The 20,015-nt window shown below is 31.8% G+C and carries 17 protein-coding genes; 13 read left to right on the forward strand and 4 right to left on the reverse strand.

Annotated features, from left to right (window positions below; genetic code table 11):
- Positions 1 to 2: 2 nt before the first annotated feature.
- The 4 genes from Q0828_RS23620 to Q0828_RS23635 all read right to left on the reverse strand — a co-directional run bounded on the left by Q0828_RS23620 (position 3) and on the right by Q0828_RS23635 (position 4,405).
- The gene (locus tag Q0828_RS23620; protein ID WP_298427675.1) at positions 3 to 782 is read right to left on the reverse strand and encodes a (Fe-S)-binding protein; all 780 of its coding nucleotides are present in this window, start codon (positions 780 to 782) and stop codon (positions 3 to 5) included.
- Between the two features lie 26 nt (positions 783 to 808).
- Entirely contained in the window at positions 809 to 2,122 is a 1,314-nt protein-coding gene (locus tag Q0828_RS23625) for a (Fe-S)-binding protein (protein WP_298427677.1), read from the reverse strand.
- Positions 2,123 to 2,150: 28 nt separating this feature from the next.
- The gene (locus tag Q0828_RS23630; protein WP_298427679.1) at positions 2,151 to 3,110 is read right to left on the reverse strand and encodes an MlaD family protein; all 960 of its coding nucleotides are present in this window, start codon (positions 3,108 to 3,110) and stop codon (positions 2,151 to 2,153) included.
- Between the two features lie 161 nt (positions 3,111 to 3,271).
- Complete coding sequence (locus Q0828_RS23635; RefSeq protein WP_298427681.1) at positions 3,272 to 4,405, reverse strand: N-acetylmuramoyl-L-alanine amidase; 1,134 nt, start codon at positions 4,403 to 4,405, stop codon at positions 3,272 to 3,274.
- A gap of 234 nt (positions 4,406 to 4,639) precedes the next feature.
- Between Q0828_RS23635 and Q0828_RS23640 the strand changes: the two genes are divergently transcribed.
- The 13 genes from Q0828_RS23640 (at position 4,640) to Q0828_RS23700 (ending at position 19,833) form a co-directional block, all read left to right on the forward strand.
- On the forward strand, positions 4,640 to 7,357 hold the full coding sequence (locus tag Q0828_RS23640; protein WP_298427683.1) for a putative LPS assembly protein LptD: 2,718 nt from the start codon (positions 4,640 to 4,642) through the stop codon (positions 7,355 to 7,357).
- Between the two features lie 131 nt (positions 7,358 to 7,488).
- Complete coding sequence (locus tag Q0828_RS23645; RefSeq protein ID WP_298427685.1) at positions 7,489 to 7,878, forward strand: Rid family detoxifying hydrolase; 390 nt, start codon at positions 7,489 to 7,491, stop codon at positions 7,876 to 7,878.
- A gap of 145 nt (positions 7,879 to 8,023) precedes the next feature.
- Positions 8,024 to 8,191 (forward strand): hypothetical protein, encoded by a 168-nt coding sequence (locus Q0828_RS23650; RefSeq protein ID WP_298427687.1) that lies wholly within the window; start codon positions 8,024 to 8,026, stop codon positions 8,189 to 8,191.
- Positions 8,192 to 8,316: 125 nt separating this feature from the next.
- On the forward strand, positions 8,317 to 9,258 hold the full coding sequence (locus tag Q0828_RS23655; RefSeq protein ID WP_298427689.1) for a hypothetical protein: 942 nt from the start codon (positions 8,317 to 8,319) through the stop codon (positions 9,256 to 9,258).
- A gap of 241 nt (positions 9,259 to 9,499) precedes the next feature.
- Entirely contained in the window at positions 9,500 to 11,728 is a 2,229-nt protein-coding gene (locus Q0828_RS23660; RefSeq protein WP_298427692.1) for a SulP family inorganic anion transporter, read from the forward strand.
- Between the two features lie 483 nt (positions 11,729 to 12,211).
- Positions 12,212 to 12,664, forward strand: a complete 453-nt coding sequence (locus Q0828_RS23665) for a hypothetical protein (RefSeq protein ID WP_298427695.1) — start codon at positions 12,212 to 12,214, stop codon at positions 12,662 to 12,664.
- Positions 12,665 to 12,734: 70 nt separating this feature from the next.
- Complete coding sequence (locus Q0828_RS23670; protein ID WP_298427697.1) at positions 12,735 to 15,116, forward strand: penicillin acylase family protein; 2,382 nt, start codon at positions 12,735 to 12,737, stop codon at positions 15,114 to 15,116.
- Between the two features lie 49 nt (positions 15,117 to 15,165).
- Positions 15,166 to 15,690, forward strand: coding sequence for a DUF4252 domain-containing protein (locus Q0828_RS23675; protein ID WP_298427699.1), 525 nt, complete (start codon positions 15,166 to 15,168; stop codon positions 15,688 to 15,690).
- Positions 15,660 to 17,039 carry an aldehyde dehydrogenase gene (locus Q0828_RS23680; RefSeq protein WP_298427701.1) on the forward strand — a complete coding sequence of 460 codons (1,380 nt, stop codon included), beginning with the start codon at positions 15,660 to 15,662 and terminating at the stop codon, positions 17,037 to 17,039. The genes Q0828_RS23675 and Q0828_RS23680 overlap by 31 nt, the downstream gene beginning before the upstream one ends.
- Before the next feature lie 88 nt (positions 17,040 to 17,127).
- A complete protein-coding gene (locus Q0828_RS23685) occupies positions 17,128 to 18,933 on the forward strand; it encodes a tetratricopeptide repeat protein (RefSeq protein ID WP_298427703.1) in 1,806 nt (601 codons plus the stop codon).
- A 120-nt stretch (positions 18,934 to 19,053) separates the two neighbouring features.
- The gene (locus Q0828_RS23690; protein ID WP_298427705.1) at positions 19,054 to 19,206 is read left to right on the forward strand and encodes a class I lanthipeptide; all 153 of its coding nucleotides are present in this window, start codon (positions 19,054 to 19,056) and stop codon (positions 19,204 to 19,206) included.
- 94 nt (positions 19,207 to 19,300) lie between these two features.
- Entirely contained in the window at positions 19,301 to 19,495 is a 195-nt protein-coding gene (locus Q0828_RS23695; RefSeq protein WP_298427707.1) for a hypothetical protein, read from the forward strand.
- 137 nt (positions 19,496 to 19,632) lie between these two features.
- Complete coding sequence (locus Q0828_RS23700) at positions 19,633 to 19,833, forward strand: hypothetical protein (protein ID WP_298427708.1); 201 nt, start codon at positions 19,633 to 19,635, stop codon at positions 19,831 to 19,833.
- The last annotated feature ends 182 nt before the right edge of the window (positions 19,834 to 20,015 follow it).

Raw genomic sequence — 20,015 nt, forward strand, 5'->3', positions numbered from 1 at the left:
TTTTATAAATCTTGTGCATTCGCGATAAGCTCAGCAATATCCTGTACTATAATACTATCTTCTTTTTCTTTACTTTTTATTCCATCAGTCATCATGGTATTGCAATATGGACAACCTGTAGCAATAATCTCTGGATTCGTTTTTAAGGCATCTTCAGTACGTAATACATTGATGTCTTTATCTCCTTTTTCAGGTTCTTTAAACATTTGCGCTCCTCCAGCTCCACAACAAAGTGCTGTTGATTTGTGGCGTTTCATTTCAACTAAGTTTGCATTTAAAATATTTAACACATCACGAGGTGCATCATATACTTTATTAGCTCTTCCTAAATAACATGGGTCGTGAAACGTAATTCGTTTTCCTTTGTACGTATCACCTACATTTTGTAAACGTCCACTATCAATAAGTTCTTTTATAAATTGTGTATGATGTATTACGTCATAATTTCCTCCTAAAGAAGGATATTCATTTTTTAAACAATTAAAAGAATGTGGATCACAGGTTACAATTCGTTTTATTTCATACGCATTTAATACTTCTATATTCATAACAGCTTGCATTTGAAATAAGAATTCATTTCCTGCACGCTTTGCTACATCTCCTGTACAGCTTTCTTCTGGTCCTAAAACAGCAAAATTTACAGCTGCTTTATTTAAAATTTTCACAAAAGCCTTTGTTATTTTTTTTGCTCTATCATCATAACTACCAGCAGAACCTACCCAAAATAATATTTCTGGTTGTTTACCTTCTGCCATAAGTTGTTCCATTGTTGGTACTTTCATGTCTTTAGTTTTTATAGGTTTTCTGTTTAGTTTTCATCTTTCCAATTCAAACGATCCATCTGATTGTATGGCCAAGGTGCTCCATTGTTTTCAATATTGCTCATCATATTGTTCAATTCTGTTGGAGCTGCACTTTGTTCCATAACTAAGTAACGACGCATTTCTATGATAATTGATAATGGATCAATACTTACAGGGCACGCTTCCACACAAGCATTACAAGATGTACATGCCCACAATTCTTCTGTAGTGATATAATCATTTAATAAACTTTTTCCATCGTCTACAAAAGTACCGTTATTGGCATCTATATTTTCACCAACTTCTTCTAAACGATCTCTTGTATCCATCATTATTTTACGAGGAGAAAGTTTTTTTCCAGTTAGGTTTGCTGGACATTCACTTGTACAACGTCCGCATTCTGTACACGTATATGAATTGAGTAATTGAACCCAATTTAAATCTTGTACATCTGAAGCTCCAAATTTTGCAGGTTCTTCTTCCTCTTCTCCTTCAGCTGGTGCTGCAAACGGATCTGCATTCGGATCCATCATTAACAATACTTCTTTCGTAACATTAGGATCATTAGTAAATTGTCCTTTTGGGTTTAAATTTGCATACCAAGTATTTGGAAACGCTAATAAGATGTGTAAATGCTTTGAATAGTATAAATAGTTTAAGAAGATTAAAATTCCTGCAATGTGAATCCACCATGTTGCTCTTTCAACTATATGTGCCATTTCAACATTTCCTTCGAAAATAGGATATAGATATTGACTTACTACATTCCCAACACCTGCTTCTTGAAAGTGAATATCTGCGGCATTCATCACTAAGAATAAAGTCATTAATACCATTTCAAAATATAAAATAGCATTTCCATCACTTTTTGGCCAACCTTTCATTTCTGCACTTAGGAAACGTTTTAACTTAATTACGTTTCTACGAATCCAAAAGATAATTACTGATATAAATACAGCTACCGCTAAGATTTCGAATGTTCCAATTAGGAATCCATATACACTATCGGGTAAAATTTCTGTAAATATTCTGTGTGTACCAAATAATCCATCAATAACAATTTCTAGTACTTCTATGTTGATAATCACAAATCCTACATAAACAACGATGTGGAAAAAACCGGCAATCGGTCTTTTGACCATTTTAGATTGACCTAATGCAATCATTCCCATGTTTTTCCAACGTTGAGATTTATTATCTGATCGATCTACATCTTTTCCTAGCTTTATGTTTCTAGATAATTTCTTGACATTTCTTGTAAAATAACCTACGCCAGCAATTAGTAGTATGGCAAATAGAATGTTTGGAATGTACTCCATGGGTAGTATTTCTTTAGATGGTTATGCGTTAGTTTTTCTTGGTATCTTTCTCTTCTTCTTTTTTCTCATACTGTTTCGCTTTTTTTCCGAATAGTGAGAAATGTACATATCGTTTCGGGTTGAGTTTCATATCTTCTAAAAGTTGCGCCATTTGTAAAGATGCATTTGTAAGGTTATTGTATAACTCTTCATCTTTTAATAATTTTCCAACTGAACCTTCACCATTTTCAATACCAGCTACAATATTGTCAAATCCTTTGATAGTTGACTGTAAGTCTTTCATCGTTTTGTTTAATTCTAAATTTGCTAAAGAATCAGAAAGTTTAGAAAAATTAGCTGTCATATTATCTACATTAGTTAATGTATTATCAAGTTTTTCTTTATTACTGTCTAAAATAGAATTTAATGTATTGGAAGCACGTTTAAAACTAGTAATCGTACTATTTAGTTCACTAATACTGTTTTTGATATTGTTTCTAGCTTCTACATCTAATATGGTATTTACAGCTGTTAATAATGAATCGGCACTTACAATCATGCTTTCCATTTTAACTTGTAATGGTGTAAATTGATTTTTGAAGCCATCAATCATTCCAACTTGGGTTACCGACTGAAGTGTATCTCCAGAAACTGCTTTTGCTGAATTGTCGTTTTTTAAGATAATTGCCAACGACTTTCCTCCTATGAATCCATTTTCTTGTAATTGTACAAGACTATTTTTTGAGAATTGAAAATCATGGTCTAACGAAAATGTTACTATTGACTTTCCTGAAGGCTGTAATTGAATGTTTTGAATTTTACCAACAGTGTTACCATTGATTAAGACTTTTGTGGAAGGAACTAAGCCACCAACATCATTGTATTCTGTATAAAATACTCGATTGTTTGAAAAAATCGATTTGGACATTAAGTAACTGATTCCAACATATAATAATATTAGCGAAGTGATTACTAATAATGCGGTTTTAACTTCTCTGGAGATTTTCAATTTTTTTGGGAATTTGTGAACTCAACAAAATTAAAAAAAATTTCCTAAGAATGTGTCTAATTTACTCGATAATCGAGATTTAAAATCCTCCGAGGTTGGCTTCAATATTTTATATGAATTTCTTGAAGCTATTTCACAGGTTTTCTCTGAGCTAATTATCTCTATTTTAGCGCTTCACTCAACGATATTTTCTTCCCTTTTTTATAAGCTACCACGTAACAATCCTTATATCCTTTACGAACAGCTTCATTTTTCATGCGCTTTATTTCCTCATAATCGGAAGTTTCACCATAGAAATAACGATAGATTTTATTTACTTTTTCTCTTGAAATCTGGTTTAAACCTTTAAAATTATACGATTTTGTTGCCATTTTCTTTGAACTCGCTGCCAATTGCACTTTAAATGTAACTCCTTTATATATTTTAGAAGCAACCTTTTCTTCTGTAATTTCATCGTCATCTATTACCACATGATCATCACTAACAGTTGTATCCATATGTAATGAAATATACTTTTTAACTGCGTTATATAATGATTTCGTCATGACTTTCTTTCCTTTTTTAGAATTTAGAAAATCTTCTTCTTTTTTATGAGTTAAAAAACCAAGTTCTACCAATACACTTGGCATGTATGTTTTTGACAATACCCAAAAACCAGCTTGCTTTACGCCTCTGTCTTTACGCTTCCCAGTAGTTTTGAATTCTTTTTGAATGTACGATGCAATTTCAATACTTTGATCCAAGTATTCTTCTTGCATAATAATCAAACTAATTAAAGATTCAGGTGAGTTTGGATCAAATCCTCCATAAGTTTCTTCATAATTATCTTCTAAAAAGATTACCGAGTTTTCACGCTTGGCAACTTCTAAGTTTGCTTTATTCTTACTCAAACCTAATACAAACGTTTCAGATCCATATGCAGTCCCCTTTTTTCCTGGTTGTGCATTACAGTGAATAGAAATAAATAAGTCTGCTTTTTTCTTATTCGTTACTATTGCTCTGTTTTGTAATGTAGGATACGTGTCTTTGGTACGTGTGTAAATGACTTTCACATTCGGAATTTGTTTTAGTAATTTCCCTAAAGCCAACGAAACATCTAGTGCAATATCTTTCTCTGTCGATTTGTATCGACCTGTTCCAGGTGTTCCAGTATCGCGTCCACCGTGTCCAGGATCAATCATAACTACAAATTGTTTTTTCTTTGCTGGCGGGTCATTTTTTGCAGCTTCATTTTCAAAAGCATTTAAAAAACTTACGACACCTATTATAAATAAAACTGAAAAAAAGTTCTTCATATATCCGATTTTCATCATTTTGTATACTAATAATGTTTAAAGAGTGTTTCTTATTGTGTTAATTATGATTAAAATATCATAAAAGTATGATAAAAATACACTTCGAGGTTTGGCACTTCAAATATTGAGCCATACTTTTACGACCTGATATTTGAAACGAAAATATAAAAGTTACTTGACTATTCATAAAAGAAATCTTTCTTTTGTGCTTTATAACGAATTTGTATTAAACCATTGCAGACAAAAAAAAATTACATACTTATACAGCTATTACTGTTATTGATTAGTTCGTTTGCTATTTCACAAGAACTTCCTGAGCGGAAAAAGCTACCTATAAAACCGCAACAGCCAATGGATACGTTGCAGGTTTCTATAAAAGATTCTATTAAAATTGGTACCGCAAGAAAAAGGGACACGATAAAGAACGATTCTATAAAGAATGATTCTGTTCCTGAAAAAGCACCTGTTTTATTAGATCAGATAAAATACAAGTCTAAAGATTATGTAAGAATTAGTCAGCGTACAAAAAAGATATACTTATATAATGAAGCCGAATTGTATTATCAGGATACAGAATTGAAATCGGGAATCATTATTTTAGATTATGAAAAAAATGAAGTATATGCTGGTCGTTTAAAAGATACTGCAGGTGTATATTCACAAGCTCCATACTTTAAACAAGGAGATAATGTTGTAGAGCCAGATTCCATTCGATTTAATTTTGATACTGAAAAAGCATTGATTTGGAATTCAAGAACCGAACAAAACGGAACTAGAATTGCCGGTGAATTAACCAAAAAGGAAAATGATTCCGTAATTTTCATCAAAAATGCACGATTCACAACTTCTAAAGATATAGACAATCCTGAATATTACTTTTTAGCACGAAGAATTAAACTCGTTCCTAATAAAAAGATCGTTTCTGGATTTACTAATATGTATATCGCAGATGTTCCTACACCGATAGGATTTCCGTTTGCATATTTCCCTTTAACGGATGATAGAGCTTCTGGATTTATATTTCCAACATTTGGAGAAAACAGTAGTCGTGGATATTTTTTCCAAAATGGTGGATATTATTTTGCGGTAAGTGATTATTTCGATTTAGCACTTCTGGGAGATTATTATACCAATGGAAGTTACGCTTTTAGAGCTGAAAGTAATTACGCTCTACGCTATCGATTTAGAGGAAATTTAAGTGTCCGCTTTGAAGCATTAATAAACAGTCAGCGAGGATTTCCTGATTACAGTAAATCAAATATTTACAACATTCGCTGGTCACACAATCAAGATCAGAAAGCAAATCCAAACGCTCGATTTTCTGCTTCTGTAAACTTAGGTAGTAGTCAGTTTTACCAGGCATCTATAAACCAATTGAATACACCAAACTTTTTAAATAATACTTTAAATTCATCTGTTTCTTATTCAAAAACATTTCCAGAATATCCTTCTGTAAATGTTTCGTTAACAGCTACACATTCTCAAAACACAAATACGGAAAGTATTAATCTTACCTTGCCAACATTACAAGCAAGTATGGAACGTATTTATCCGTTTGCTAAACGCGAAGGAACAAAGAAAGGAATCATTCAGAATATTAACTTTCAATATAATTTACGAGGAGAAAACAGAATTACCACAACAGATTCTTTATTCTTTAAAAAAGAAATGTTTGATGATGCTAAAATGGGAATGAGACATAGTATTCCAATCAATACAAACTTTAAAGTGTTTGATTACTTTAGTGTGAGCCTTGGTGGAAATTATGATGAAGTTTGGACATTAAGAACAACCAATAGAACTGACGCAACACCAGACCCTGACAATCCAACGGAGCAAATTGATTCTGAAAAACAAACCATTAACGGATTCGATTCGTATCGTCAATATAACTTTAGTGCAAGTGTTGGAACCACCATTTATGGTACATTTAATTTTGGAGAAGATAAAAACATACAAGCCATTCGACATACGTTAAGACCTTCCATTAGTTACAGTTACAATCCTGCATTTGATCAATATTATGATACATATGTGGTAGATGCTGATGGCGGCACCACAGAAGATTACACACGTTTTGAAGATGGATTATTTGGGTCTCCAAGTAGAACATTTGCAAGTTCTATAGGAATAAATATTGCTAATACTTTGGAAGCAAAAGTACGTGCAAAAGATTCTACGGCAGAAAAACCAGAAAAAGTAATATTATTAAATAGTTTTAACTTTTCTACAAACTATAATATTGCAGCAGATTCACTTGCATGGAGTCCAGTTCGTATGACAGGAAGTACTCAGGTTTTCAATAAAAAATTGAATGTAAACTTTGGGGCTACTTTTGATCCGTATGCAATTGATAATAATGGAACACGTATAAATAAATTCAATATTGATAATGGTGGAAGTTTATTCCGTTTGACAAGCGCAAACATGACCTTAAACTATTCGTTCTCTAGTAAAAGTTTAGAAGGAAAAGGAGGTAACAATATTGATAATACGCGAAGCGGAGGACGTGATGATGATTTATTCGGAAAAGCACAAGACTTTAGTGATAGTAGTAGTTCATTTGGAGATGATGAAGATGATGATGAAGAGAAAGAAGACGTTGAAGCCTATAGAGCCAAGATTCCATGGGATTTACGACTCGCCTATTCCATGACATACGCCAATAACAATAGACAAAACGAAATATCCAATAACTCCTTAATGTTTTCTGGAAACGTTGAACTAACGCCACAATGGAAAGTTGGAGTCTCTTCTGGTTATGATTTTAAAAATCAAGGATTTACCTATACACAATTACGTTTTGAACGTGATTTAAAGAGTTGGCGAATCAACTTTAACTGGGTTCCTTTTAGTACCAGAGCTTCTTGGTATTTCTTTATAGGAATTAAAGCATCTGTATTACGTGATGTGAAGTGGGAAAAACGAAGCGAGCCAGATAGAAGATTGTAGTTTTTAGACTTACCTTACTTTTAGAATCGCTATCACTCATGGAATTCTAGTATGTTGATATCGCTTTGTTATTGATATATAAACAAAAATAAATTGACAAAAAACAAATCAACAAATAAACAACCAAAATCATGGCAAAACAAATCATAAAAACTCCAAATGCTCCAGCTCCTATTGGACCGTATAATCAAGCAGTATTGATTAATGGAACATTATATACTTCTGGTCAAATTGCTATTGATCCAAAAACTAATGAACTTGTAGAAGGTACTATTGACATAGAAACCAAACAAGTTATGGAAAATATGAAAGCAGTTTTAGCTGCGGCTAATATGACTTTTGATAATGTAGTAAAGACTTCTATTTTTATTAAAAACATGAATGATTTTAGTAAAATAAACGCTGTATACAGTCAATATTTTGATGATGCAACTGCTCCAGCAAGAGAAACTGTGGAAGTTGGAAACTTACCAAAATATGTAAATGTAGAGATCTCTATGACTGCAATTGAAGGTGCTTAAAAACTAAGAAACTACCATTTTTATAATTAAAAAAATCACACACAACATAGACGTGATAATTTATAAATCACCTCTGTTGACTGTTTTTTCTTCTCTTTTTTCTATAGTTATTTGATTCATTATTAACTTTTAAAATTTATTAAATATGTTAAAGAATCTTTTAGAATTAGAAGGAATTAATCCATTACAAAAACAACAACAGCAAAAAATTAATGGTCGTGGTTTAAATAGAAAAGGTTGCGTTTGTGTTTTATACAATGAATTAAACAGATGTATTGTATATGATTGCAGTAATGTACCACACGATCAATAAAAACTTTTAAAATCTCATAATAAAAAGCGCTAGCAATGTATGCAAGCGCTTTTTTTATGTACAGCCTCTACATTTCTCCATCTTTTTGTTTAAATATAAAAGCTTATTTTTATTGCACGTTTATAATGACAATATTTCAAACTATAGCATTAATATCACTATTTATAATGGGAACTTGGGGAACAGAAATTTCATCAAATGATACCTATGGAGACATCAAGTATGATTTCATTAATCTTTATGATAAAGGTGTTAGCGTTATTGAAATTACTAAAAAATTAATTACCGAATATGCAGTTGAAATAGATTCTGATGATGATAATCATAACTTTTGGTTTGCAATAGCCAATTTACAATGGGAATGTAAAGCACTTGATAAAACTATATACAATCGTGTAAAAAAAATCATTATTTCTGGCAAAGACATTGAACTTTGGAAAGAATTAAATGCATCTCCAGAAGATATAGCAGAAAGACAAATAGCACTCACTAGCTTTCTTCAAAAAATTGAAACTGAAAAGAAAACTATTCATACGAAAAAAGTTGAAAAGTTTAGTGATTCAATTTTTGAAAAAGGTGATTGTCTAATTTTCAAACTATATGATGACGATTATTGTGGAATTTTTGTACTTGAAGCTGAAAAAAAAACAAAATCGGGCATGAATCTAATTGTAGTTACTGACATTAAAAAGTCTGAGAAACCCACTATAGCAGATTTTGAAAGCGCAAATGTTCTATGTACTCCTAATCAGGTAGCATTAAATAAATATGAACCAAAAGAAGATATATGCTGGTATGATGCAACTAATTTCAAGAAAACGAACGTTTCTTTTAAAAAAATAGGACAATTACTCGTTGAGAATAGTTATGATTCATCAAAGCATTACGTAAGTTTAAATTCTTGGGACAATCTAAAATCATTTCAAGATCACTTTTATAAACATCAAGAAAAAGAAAAATGGAATAAACATATTAGTCTAAAAAGTATACGTACCATTCCTAAAAAACAAGCAAATGACTCAGACTCGTTTTGGCAAAAACTTAAAAGCTTCTTTCAAGCCAAATAACGCTATAAAAAAGAATAGTATTTCCCGTCTTAAAAAAAAGCGTCACTAGGCGATTTTCATTAATGTAGTATATGTTATTAATTAAAAAGATAAAGCCTCAAAAAACTTCATCGATTAAAAGAATAAAGTTTCTTTTTTTAGTTTTTTTTAACAACTCTCTCTCCTCAGCCCTAATAATTCCAAATATTTACTATTTTAGTTGATTAAGGAAATATTTATAAATTATTGGATCGTTACATAAATGGAAAATACACCAAAAAAAGGTATTCAGGGATTAATTGAAAATTGGCAAAGTGATTTAATAGCTGCCATAAGTGTTGCACTCATTGCTTTACCTCTTTCATTAGGTATTGCTTTAGCAGCTGGCGCGCCTGCAATGTCAGGGATTTTTTCAGCAATTGTAGGTGGTGTAGTTACTACCCTTTATCGCGGAGGGCACATATCTGTCAACGGACCTGCTAAAGGTGTCATCGGAGTTATACTTTTAGGAATTGTATTAATGGATGATGGCTCAGGTCAAGCGTTTAATTATGTATTAGCTGCAGTAGTTGTTTCAGGCGCACTTCAAACGTTATTAGGCGTATTAAAATTAGGGCGATTTGCAGATATTTTCCATAGTTCTGTGATTCAAGGTATTTTAGCTGCCATCGGAATTATCATATTTGCAAAACAGATCCATGTAGCTATGGGAACACATTCTGATAGTCCAAGTATTATACAAAACCTTATTGATGCTGTTGTATACTTACCTAAAGCCAATCCTTTTGTGTCCATTATTGCATTATCAGGGTTGCTTTTATTACTTTTTCATTCTAAAATTAGCAACCGCTTTTTCCATCTTTTACCTGCACCTATGTGGGTTATAGCGCTATCCATTCCTTTTGTTTACATTTTCAATTTCTTTGACGGACATACACTCTCATTCTTTGGAAAAGCCTACGAAGTTGGCCCAAGTTTATTACTCGATATTCCAGATACGATTACAGACTCCATAATGCATCCCAATTTTAGTAAAATAAATACCATAGAATTCTGGACAACCGTATTTTCTATGTTGATTATAACAAGTATTGAATCTTTGGCCATAGCAAAAGCAGTGGACAAAATTGACCCTTACAGACGAAAGACGGATTTAAATAAAGATTTAACAGGTATTGGATTGAGCACAATGGTAGCTGGTATGATTGGTGGTTTACCAATCATTGCTGTGATTATTCGTAGTACAGTCAATATTCATAATGGTGCAAAAACAAAGTGGTCTAACATGTATCAAGGACTTTTGTTACTACTCTTCATTGTTCTTTTGAGTCCTATAATGAGACAAGTACCACTATGTGCTTTTGCTATTTTACTTGTTTATACTGGATTTAAATTGGCATCACCAGCTGTCTTTAAACAAGTTTACAAACAAGGAACTGAACAACTCATATTTTTTGTTGGAACAATGATTTTAACATTATACACTAATTTATTAATTGGTTTACTTGGTGGGTTATTTTTGGCATTGGTTGCTCATATGTTACTAGCAAGGCTCTCCATTCCTCAATTTTTTAAAATGGTTTATAGGTCTCGTACAAAATTGGTGAAACTACCAGATGGCAGTTTTCATTTAAAGATTAGAGGAATTGCAAATTTTTTAGGCATCATAAAAGTAGACAAATTAGTAGCTCAGATTCCTTCTGGAGCTGATGTCAATATTGATTTATCAGAAACAAGATTGGTAGGAATGACTTATATGGACTATTTGGTAGAATACTTAAAAATACAAAGAAATACCGGTGGTGAAGTCTTTATCACTGGGTTAGAATCGCATGTATCTTCATCTACCCACAATAGAGCTTTAAAAATTAGTTTGGCTGGTTCCAATAAATTATCACAACGACAAAAACGATTACGAAATTTAGCCACTGAGAAAGATTATCAATACGCAAGTCAAGTGGATTGGAATACGATTTATTTAAAGAAGTTTCACTTTTTTGAAATTAGACCTATTGAACGAAAATATAATTGTCTCAAAGGAAGATTTAAAGATTTGAATATGTCTTGGGAAATTGCAGATGTAACATTCAATGAAGGTCAAGCTTTTACAGCTGAGACGTTTAATACAACGCTAATGGTCTTAAAATTGAATAAAAAAATTCCTGTTTTCACAATGGAAAAAGAAGGTGTATTAGAAAAAATATTTGATCGAGTAATGGCATTTACAGGCTATAAAGACATTGATTTTGATATGTATCCAGATTTTTCTAAAAAATTCCTACTTATGGGGAATAATGAATCAGAAATTCGGGCATTTTTTACAGATGAAATTATTCGATTTTTCGAAAATCATCAGATTTATCATTTAGAAAGCAATGGCGAGGCACTCATCATTTTTGATAAAATTAAATTGGCACGGACAGATGAAACCATTGCATTTATAGAGTATGGAAAAGAATTGGCAACGCTCTTAGATGCAAAAATAACATGATATTGAGGGATTAAAATAAGGATTTTAGAAGATAATTTTTCAGAGAGCGAACTTCAGTTCGCTCTCTGAAATAAGTTTAGAATATCGTACATTGACACAAATCATCATTTCGTGTATCTCTTCTTCGCAAACATTGCTATAAACAGCTCCAATATCAATTGGGCTTTCTCCTCTAAGACAATCTAATATTGAAGACGCGACATCAACTGTAATAGCAGTTTCACATACAGGAATAGCTCCACCACTAAATGATTTTACTTGGAAACTTGAAAATACATCTCTTCTTCAAGTTTAACAATTTCAAATTTTCCGTTTTCATAATATGTAGTTTTCCAGTAAACATATATACCATTAAGTAAAGATTAAAATTCTTACTTTCGTAAGAAATAACCTTAAATGAAGGTTATAAAGTTGAGCATAAAAACCATATCTTTTCATTTTCTAAAAAGGTCTTTCAAAAAATATACAATATAACATTCAACAATGAAAAAACTTAGCTACCTCCTACTCCTTATCATATGCTGTAATTGTTCAGACAATAAAAAAAATGTAAAACGAGTAGAAGTTCCTAAAAACGCAGCATATATATGGCAACATTTTGTTCCTGAATCTGGACAAGCAGAATTTGTTCAAGGGGAATTAATAAGAGCTATTTCAAAACTTAGAGATGAAGCACACCGAAATGCAAATGCTAATTTTACTAAAGAATGTCATGGAATTTTAATCAATTATTTGAGAGAGAAGCTAACCGATGAGAAACTTTTTAGTGAAACTATTATTACACAAACACATAAAGATTTAGACAGATTGAATATTGAAAATCAACCATATACAGATGACGACATATTTGATCGCATTGATTATAGAATTGTAGAATGGTATGCACATTATGGAGATGGAGTGAAACATACAAAAAATCCTGAATTACATTGCTAGACAAGCTTCTTTACCTTTAAAAAATATAACTCTAAACAATTTTTTGTAGTTTTAAGCAAAACTCCAACTTGTGAAAAAAGCCGCGAAAATTATTGGAATCCTATTACTGATTATTAGTATTGTAGGATTCTTTTTTTACAGAACACTATTACCAACTTATGATGGAACACTCGATATTGATCATCTACAAAAAGAAGTCAATATTCATTACGATACCTACGGAATTCCTCATATTTATGCACAAAACGAAACAGATGCTTTTACTGCTTTAGGGTATGCACATGCGCAAGATCGTTTGTGGCAAATGGAATTGATTCGTAGAATTGCACCCGGAAGATTGTCAGAATTATTTGGGGAAAAACTTCTTGAAACCGATCGTTTTTTTGCTGCTTTAGGTATTGATAAAGCTTCCGAACTGACTGTACAAAATTTGGATAAAAACACACAAAGTTACAAGCTCGCACAAGCATATCTCAATGGGATTAATGAATTTGTTGAAAATGGCGCAACTCCTGTCGAATTTTACCTTACGGGAATTGACAAAACTACATTTACCCTCAAAGATATACACAATGTGTTTGGTTATATGGCATTTAGCTTTGCAATGGCGCACAAAACTGATCCATTATTAACTGAAATTCAACAAAAGTTAGGCAATGAATATTTAGCAGATTTAGGATTACACGTTAACCCAAAAACAACTTTATTACACAATTATCCTGCAAAAGAAAAAGATACAATTCAAATAGAAAGCACACTCGTTTCTTCGGTTCATAGAGCCTTAGAACCCTTACCAGTTCCACAATTTATTGGAAGTAATAGTTGGGTAATTGCACCGAAAAAAACTGCCACAGGAAAAGTATTATTTGCCAACGATCCGCATATCGGATTTTCGCAACCTTCTGTTTGGTATGAAGCGCATATACACACGCCAACCTATGAAATTTACGGGTATTATTTAGCGGGAACTCCATTTCCAATGTTAGGCCACAACAGAAATATTGCCTACGGAATGACGATGTTTGAAAATGATGATATCGATTTTTATTGGGAAGAAAATAATCCGAAAGATGCAAACTCATACAAAACACCAACTGGTTGGAAAAACTATAAAACGCATACAAAAACCATCCATATAAAAGATGCTGAAGACATTACACAAACGTATAAAACATCGCATCATGGACCTATTTTAAATGGTATTGCTGACGGAATTAACTTTGAAAAACCTGTTGCAATGTCTTGGGTGTATTTACAACATGAAAATCAATTATTGGAAGCGTGCTATTTGATGTCTCATGCAAACAGTCAAGCTGAATTTGAAAAAAGTTTGCCTAAAATTCATGCTCCAGGATTAAACTTAATGTATGGTGATGCACAAGATAATATTGGTTGGTACGCTGTTGGAAAGCTTTTTGAACGTCCAGCACATGTAAACTCAAAACTATTTCTTGATGGCGCTTCTGGTAATGATGAACCAATTCGTTTTATGAGGTTTGATGAAAATCCAAGTGCCACAAACCCTCCATGGAATTATGTATACTCTGCAAATAATCAACCTGATAGCATTGCAGGAAGCCTGTATCCAGGATACTATCTTCCTGAAAACAGAGCTGAACGTATCAAAGAATTAATTGAAGAAAAAAACAATTGGACCAAGCAAGATATGATGAATATGACGCTTGACGTAAAATCGAATATACATTTGAAAGCAATCAGAGAACTTTTGAATGTGATTGGTAAAAATGAATTTTCGGAACTTGAAAAAGAAGTGATCAATATTTTACATATTTGGAATGGTGAAAATAAAACTACAGATATTGCACCAACTATTTATCACCGATTCATCAATCAATATTTAAAAAACACACTTTCAGACGAATTGAATAAAGAAGCCTATGCACAATTACTAAAAACGCATATTTTAAAACGATTTGAAGCACCACTACTCTATCAGGAATCTATTTGGTATGATGATGTAAACACAACTTCGGTAAAAGAAACGAGAAGCGATATTTTACTAAAATCTTTCAAAGAAGCTGTTGCTTTACTTGAAGTTCAGTTTGGAAACAATACCAATACCTGGACTTGGAATAAAGTACATACGGTTGAACATCCACATCCAATGGGACAAGTAGAAACCTTACGTCCATATTTTAATGTTGGACCATTTGAAGTTCCCGGAACACGCGAAGTAATTAACAATTTAGGCTATCATTATGAAGATACTGGCGAATACAATGTGTATTTTGGACCTTCTACACGACGTGTTATAGACTTTTCAGATATTGAAAATAGCATGAGTATTTTACCAACAGGACAATCCGGAAACTTGTTTAGTTCTCATTATCAAGATCAAGCAAAGATGTATGCGCAAGGAAGGTTTAGGAAAATGATGTTAAATACAGAAGAAATCAAACAGACCTCAAAAAACATCTTAACATTAAAATAAAAAATAGTAATTTACAATCGTTTTTAACATAAATTCTAAAACGTCAGTAATGAAGAAAACACTATTGATTTTAAGTATTTTACTCTTTTTATCTTGTGGTAGTTATTACAAAATGGCTAACTTTTACAATGCACATAAGAACGATGATAAGGTAACTGCTGTGCAAGTTCCGCGTTTTATGTTTGCTGTACTAAAAGGGCTTTCTCCAGAAATGAATTCCGTTTTAGGAAATGTAAACGACCTCCGTTTTATACAGTTGCAACCGCAAGATCAACCTGAAGAACGAACTATTCAAGCAGAAATAAATCAATTAACAAATGAACGTTTTACAGATATTTTCAGAAAAAATGATGAATTCAAACGTACATTAATTTCTGTTAGAGAAGTTGGGACTTCCATCAGAGAAGTCATTGTTCATAAGACTTCTGGCGGAAAACATACTGTTTTATATTTAAATGGAAATTTCAATCCTGCTACCATAAGAGACTACGCAGAAACTGGTAAATTTGATAACTTAACACAATCGCTTACACAACAATATTTATGGAATACAACTGCTCCGAAATCATTTTAGCACAAAAAAACTTTTTTGCTTCAGGACGCACTAAAAATGTTCATTACAGAAAAACAGTTTTAAAAAAGTTACTCAAAGAGGTTCGCAAACGTGAAAACGATATTTGTGACGCGTTGTATGCAGATTTCAAAAAACCAAAATTTGAATCTGTAATGACTGAAACTGGCATTGTGATTTCTGAGTTACAATTAACGATTCGTAAATTAAAATCGTGGACAAAACCGAAACGCGTATTTCCATCAGTATTAAATTTTCCTTCAAAGGACAGAGTTTACTCTGAACCATACGGAACTACCTTAGTAATTGCACCTTGGAATTACCCATATCAATTATCATTAGCACCGTTAATTGGAGCTGTCGCAGCAGGAAATACAGTTGTTATAAAACCTTCCGAATTAACACCTAATACATCCAAAATTATAGCAGAAATTGTTTCAGAGGTATTTGAAAAAGACCATGTAACCGTTGTACAAGGCGGAATTTCTGTTTCTCAAAAACTATTAGCAGAACGCTGGGATTATATTTTCTTTACAGGAAGTGTCAATGTTGGAAAAATTATTGCAAAAGCTGCTGCGCCACATTTAACACCAGTGACCTTAGAACTTGGCGGAAAAAACCCTTGCATTGTTGATATTCATACAGATTTTGAATTGGCTGCAAAACGGATTGTTTGGGGAAAATTCTTGAATGCAGGACAAACCTGTATTGCTCCCGATTATCTAATTGTACAAGCACAAGCAAAATTTGATTTTACAAAGGCTTTAATTGACGAAATAAAAGCTGCTTATGGTGAAAACCCACAAGAATCACCTGATTATACACGTATTGTAAACGAAAAAAACTTTAATCGTTTAACTTCCATGATTAAAGAGGATGAAGTATTATTTGGCGGAGTTACCGATAAAGACGATTTGTACATTGCACCAACAATATTAGATGAACCTGCACTAGATAGCGAAGCGATGAGAGACGAAATTTTTGGTCCTATCCTACCAATTCAAGTATATTCATCATTAGAAGATATTAGTAACATTATAGCAAATTATGAAAAGCCATTGGCTTTATATGTATTTTCAAAAGACGCAAAATTTGCAAACCGAATGATTACACGTCATTCTTTTGGTGGTGGTGCTATTAATGACACCGTAATGCATTTCGGAAACCACAGACTTCCGTTTGGTGGTGTTGGTGAAAGTGGTATGGGTGCGTATCATGGAAAGCTTAGCTTTGACACATTTTCACATAAAAAATCTGTTATCAAAAAAGCAAATTGGCTCGATATTCCTATTCGATATGCTCCATATAATGGAAAAATGAAACTTTTAAAGTTTTTTCTAAAGTATTTTTAGTAATTTTTCATCAAAATTTAACTGCATATACTACACAATTTCTATTTCTGTGTAGAAAGATTTTTCGTATAATTAAACTAAAAATTCATTGAAGAATACATTATCATTTACCATCTGTATACTATTTACTATTTATAGCTATAGCTTTGTTCAATCTCAAAAAAAACAAGATACTACTGATATAAAATCATTTACAGATACTGAGTTGATTAAATGTATAGAAGAATATTTACGTTCTGACCAAGAAGATGTAACTAATCTTTATATCAATACATTATACGAAAGAGCCTTAAAACAATTAAATAGCTTAAACATTGTAAAAAGTTATTTTTACTACGCTTACGCAGAAGATGTAAAAGGAAAATACAAAGATGCGTCCGAATACATATACAAAGCGCTAGGTACTGGTATTGAGTTAAACGAAAAAGACAGTGAATTTCTATTCAGAGTATATTCACTACGTGGAAAAATACGTGAACAGGAAACAGAAGATTCACTAGCACATAAAGATTTTAAGACTTCTCTTGATATTTCAATCAAATATAATAATGATGTTGGAGAAGCAAATGCAATTGCAAATCTTGGTAAACTTAGACGCAAAGCTAAAGAATATCTTCAAGCATTGGCACATTACAAAACTGCTTATGAAATTGCTATAAAAACGGATAATGAAACGACTATAAAAACGGATGATTTTTACGAAATTTCTAGAATCAATATCATTATGGGAGTTGGTGGTTCGTATTTAAAACTAAAACAACCCGATTCTGCTCTTAAGTACATAGAAAAAGGAATTAAGCGTAGTCGTAACTATGGTGATATTGAAGGAGTAAGTTATTTTTACAATGATTACGGAATTGCGTATGAACTAAAAAAAGAGTATAAAAAAGCATTAGAATATTTTGAGAAAGCAGAAAAAATAATTCTAGAGTTTAAAAATAAGGTACGCACTATTGAAGTCTATTATCATATTGCAAAATGCCATCACAAATTAGATGATTATGAAAAATCAAACGCTTTTATAAAAAAAGCAATTGCCATCATTAATGAAAAAAATGAAAACGATCCTAAAAGCAAGAAATTTATACCAAATGATTATAAACGTTTATTAACGTTATTAATTAAAAATCATGGAAAACTTGGTAATACTGAACAATTAGACAGTTACATCAACACACAACTTATTGAAATTGATGAGCATACAGAAAAAAGAGATCAATATATACGAAACGAACTTTTTGGTTTCCTAAAAGAAAAGAGTGATCTTGAAACTTTAAAACAAATTGTCATAGAAAGACAAGAAAATAATTACAAATTAAATACCATTCTTCGTTATTCTTTATTGATTTTATCTATACTCATAATTGTAGGTTCTATTGTCATCTATAGAAATCAACAAAAGAAGAAAGCTCGTTTTAGAGAGTTGAATATTAAAATTGCAGCATTAAAATACGAGCAACGAATCACTATTGAAGAAAAAACGAAATCTAAAAAGACAACAATAACTTCTCAACCTAAAAAAGAAGTTATGATTACTGATAAAAAAGTAACTGCAATTTTAGAATCCTTAAAAAAGTTTGAACAACAAGAACATTATCTAGACACTAATTGTAATTTACGATTTGTAGCCAAAAAAGTAAAAACGAATGCTACTTATCTTTCCAAAATCATTAATACAGACAAAGGAATAAGCTTCAATGAATACATTACTGACTTACGAATGCAGTATACATTAAAGCGTTTACAAACTGATCCTTTATTTAGAGCATACTCTGTAAAATCTATTGCACAAGAAGTAGGTTATAAAAGTGCTGATTCCTTCACGAAGCACTTTAAAAACTACACACAGCTCTATCCTTCCTACTACATTAAGAACCTGAAAAAAAATAATTAAATACAACCCTATTTTGTTTAGTTTAGGGTGCGTAAATTGTAAAATTTGCGTTGATATTTCTATGTTTGACGCAGTAATAATTCACAAATTTTATTATTAAATCATTAAAAATAAACTATTATGAAAAAAAGTAAACAAAACAAGAATCTTCAATTACAGAAAGTAAGTATCGCTAAAATTACTATTGAAAATTTAGCAAAAATTAAAGGTGGAACACGCTCTACAGCATTAGGTGCTACAAATGAAGCTGAGCATACTTGTGTACTATTTTAAATCCTCTATCAACCAATTAATTCCCTGCATACATGACAAGAATAATTCATTATCATGTAGCATTTTCATTATTAATTTCTAAAACTAAACAAGTATGAAGAAAAGTATCAGAAAAAGTGTATTGACATTAAAAAAAGTAAATATTGCTAATATAAATACGAAGCATTTATTCGAAATAAAAGGTGGAACGCGTTCCACTGCAGAACACGGAATGTCGGATCACACAGTAAACTGTACTGATCCTTGTGACAACTTAGCATCTGAAAATTCGTGTGTCTGCCACTTTTAGTCCTAATTCGTTTAATATAGGTTTGCATTGTTTTTTTTCTGGATAAATACTTCTTAATATTATTCTCAGATCGATCAAGTACTGGGAAAGTCTACCCCTAAAAGTAGGCGTTACATTAACATTTAAAATTTCTATTTATGAAAAAAAAGAAATTAAAATCATTGCACGTTAATAAGGAAAAAATAAGTTCTTTAGCTGCAATGCAAAGTATTAAAGGAGCATCTTGGATTTGCACTGGAGCTACTTGCTTTAATTGTCCACATCAAGGTCAAACCAATGAAGGTCCATGTCCAGGAGGTACTTCTGGCTGTATCCCTAATGGTTGTCATATACCATAGACATCATTTCATATAAAATATCTAGGTTAAACACGAAAGAGAATGTAGTAAAATGCATTCTCTTTTTTATATACTATTGAATTAAATGCATAAACACTAAAAACCAATTATATTAAATACTGATCTATTTCGTTTAAATTGGGTTTGTCTTTCTTTTTTTCTACTCAAAACTCTCATAATAT

The organism is uncultured Kordia sp. (assembly GCF_947496985.1).
In the GTDB taxonomy this organism is placed as follows: Bacteria; Bacteroidota; Bacteroidia; order Flavobacteriales; family Flavobacteriaceae; genus Kordia.

Bases quoted from the DNA above. Each gene is read 5' to 3' on its own strand.
- Q0828_RS23620 (WP_298427675.1), bottom strand. From the start codon at position 782: ATGAAAGTACCAACAATGGAACAACTTATGGCAGAAGGTAAACAACCA.
- Q0828_RS23625 (WP_298427677.1), bottom strand. From the start codon at position 2,122: ATGGAGTACATTCCAAACATTCTATTTGCCATACTACTAATTGCTGGC.
- Q0828_RS23635 (WP_298427681.1), bottom strand. From the start codon at position 4,405: ATGAAGAACTTTTTTTCAGTTTTATTTATAATAGGTGTCGTAAGTTTT.
- Q0828_RS23645 (WP_298427685.1), top strand. From the start codon at position 7,489: ATGGCAAAACAAATCATAAAAACTCCAAATGCTCCAGCTCCTATTGGA.
- Q0828_RS23650 (WP_298427687.1), top strand. From the start codon at position 8,024: ATGTTAAAGAATCTTTTAGAATTAGAAGGAATTAATCCATTACAAAAA.
- Q0828_RS23655 (WP_298427689.1), top strand. From the start codon at position 8,317: ATGACAATATTTCAAACTATAGCATTAATATCACTATTTATAATGGGA.
- Q0828_RS23660 (WP_298427692.1), top strand. From the start codon at position 9,500: ATGGAAAATACACCAAAAAAAGGTATTCAGGGATTAATTGAAAATTGG.
- Q0828_RS23665 (WP_298427695.1), top strand. From the start codon at position 12,212: ATGAAAAAACTTAGCTACCTCCTACTCCTTATCATATGCTGTAATTGT.
- Q0828_RS23675 (WP_298427699.1), top strand. From the start codon at position 15,166: ATGAAGAAAACACTATTGATTTTAAGTATTTTACTCTTTTTATCTTGT.
- Q0828_RS23680 (WP_298427701.1), top strand. From the start codon at position 15,660: ATGGAATACAACTGCTCCGAAATCATTTTAGCACAAAAAAACTTTTTT.
- Q0828_RS23690 (WP_298427705.1), top strand. From the start codon at position 19,054: ATGAAAAAAAGTAAACAAAACAAGAATCTTCAATTACAGAAAGTAAGT.
- Q0828_RS23695 (WP_298427707.1), top strand. From the start codon at position 19,301: ATGAAGAAAAGTATCAGAAAAAGTGTATTGACATTAAAAAAAGTAAAT.
- Q0828_RS23700 (WP_298427708.1), top strand. From the start codon at position 19,633: ATGAAAAAAAAGAAATTAAAATCATTGCACGTTAATAAGGAAAAAATA.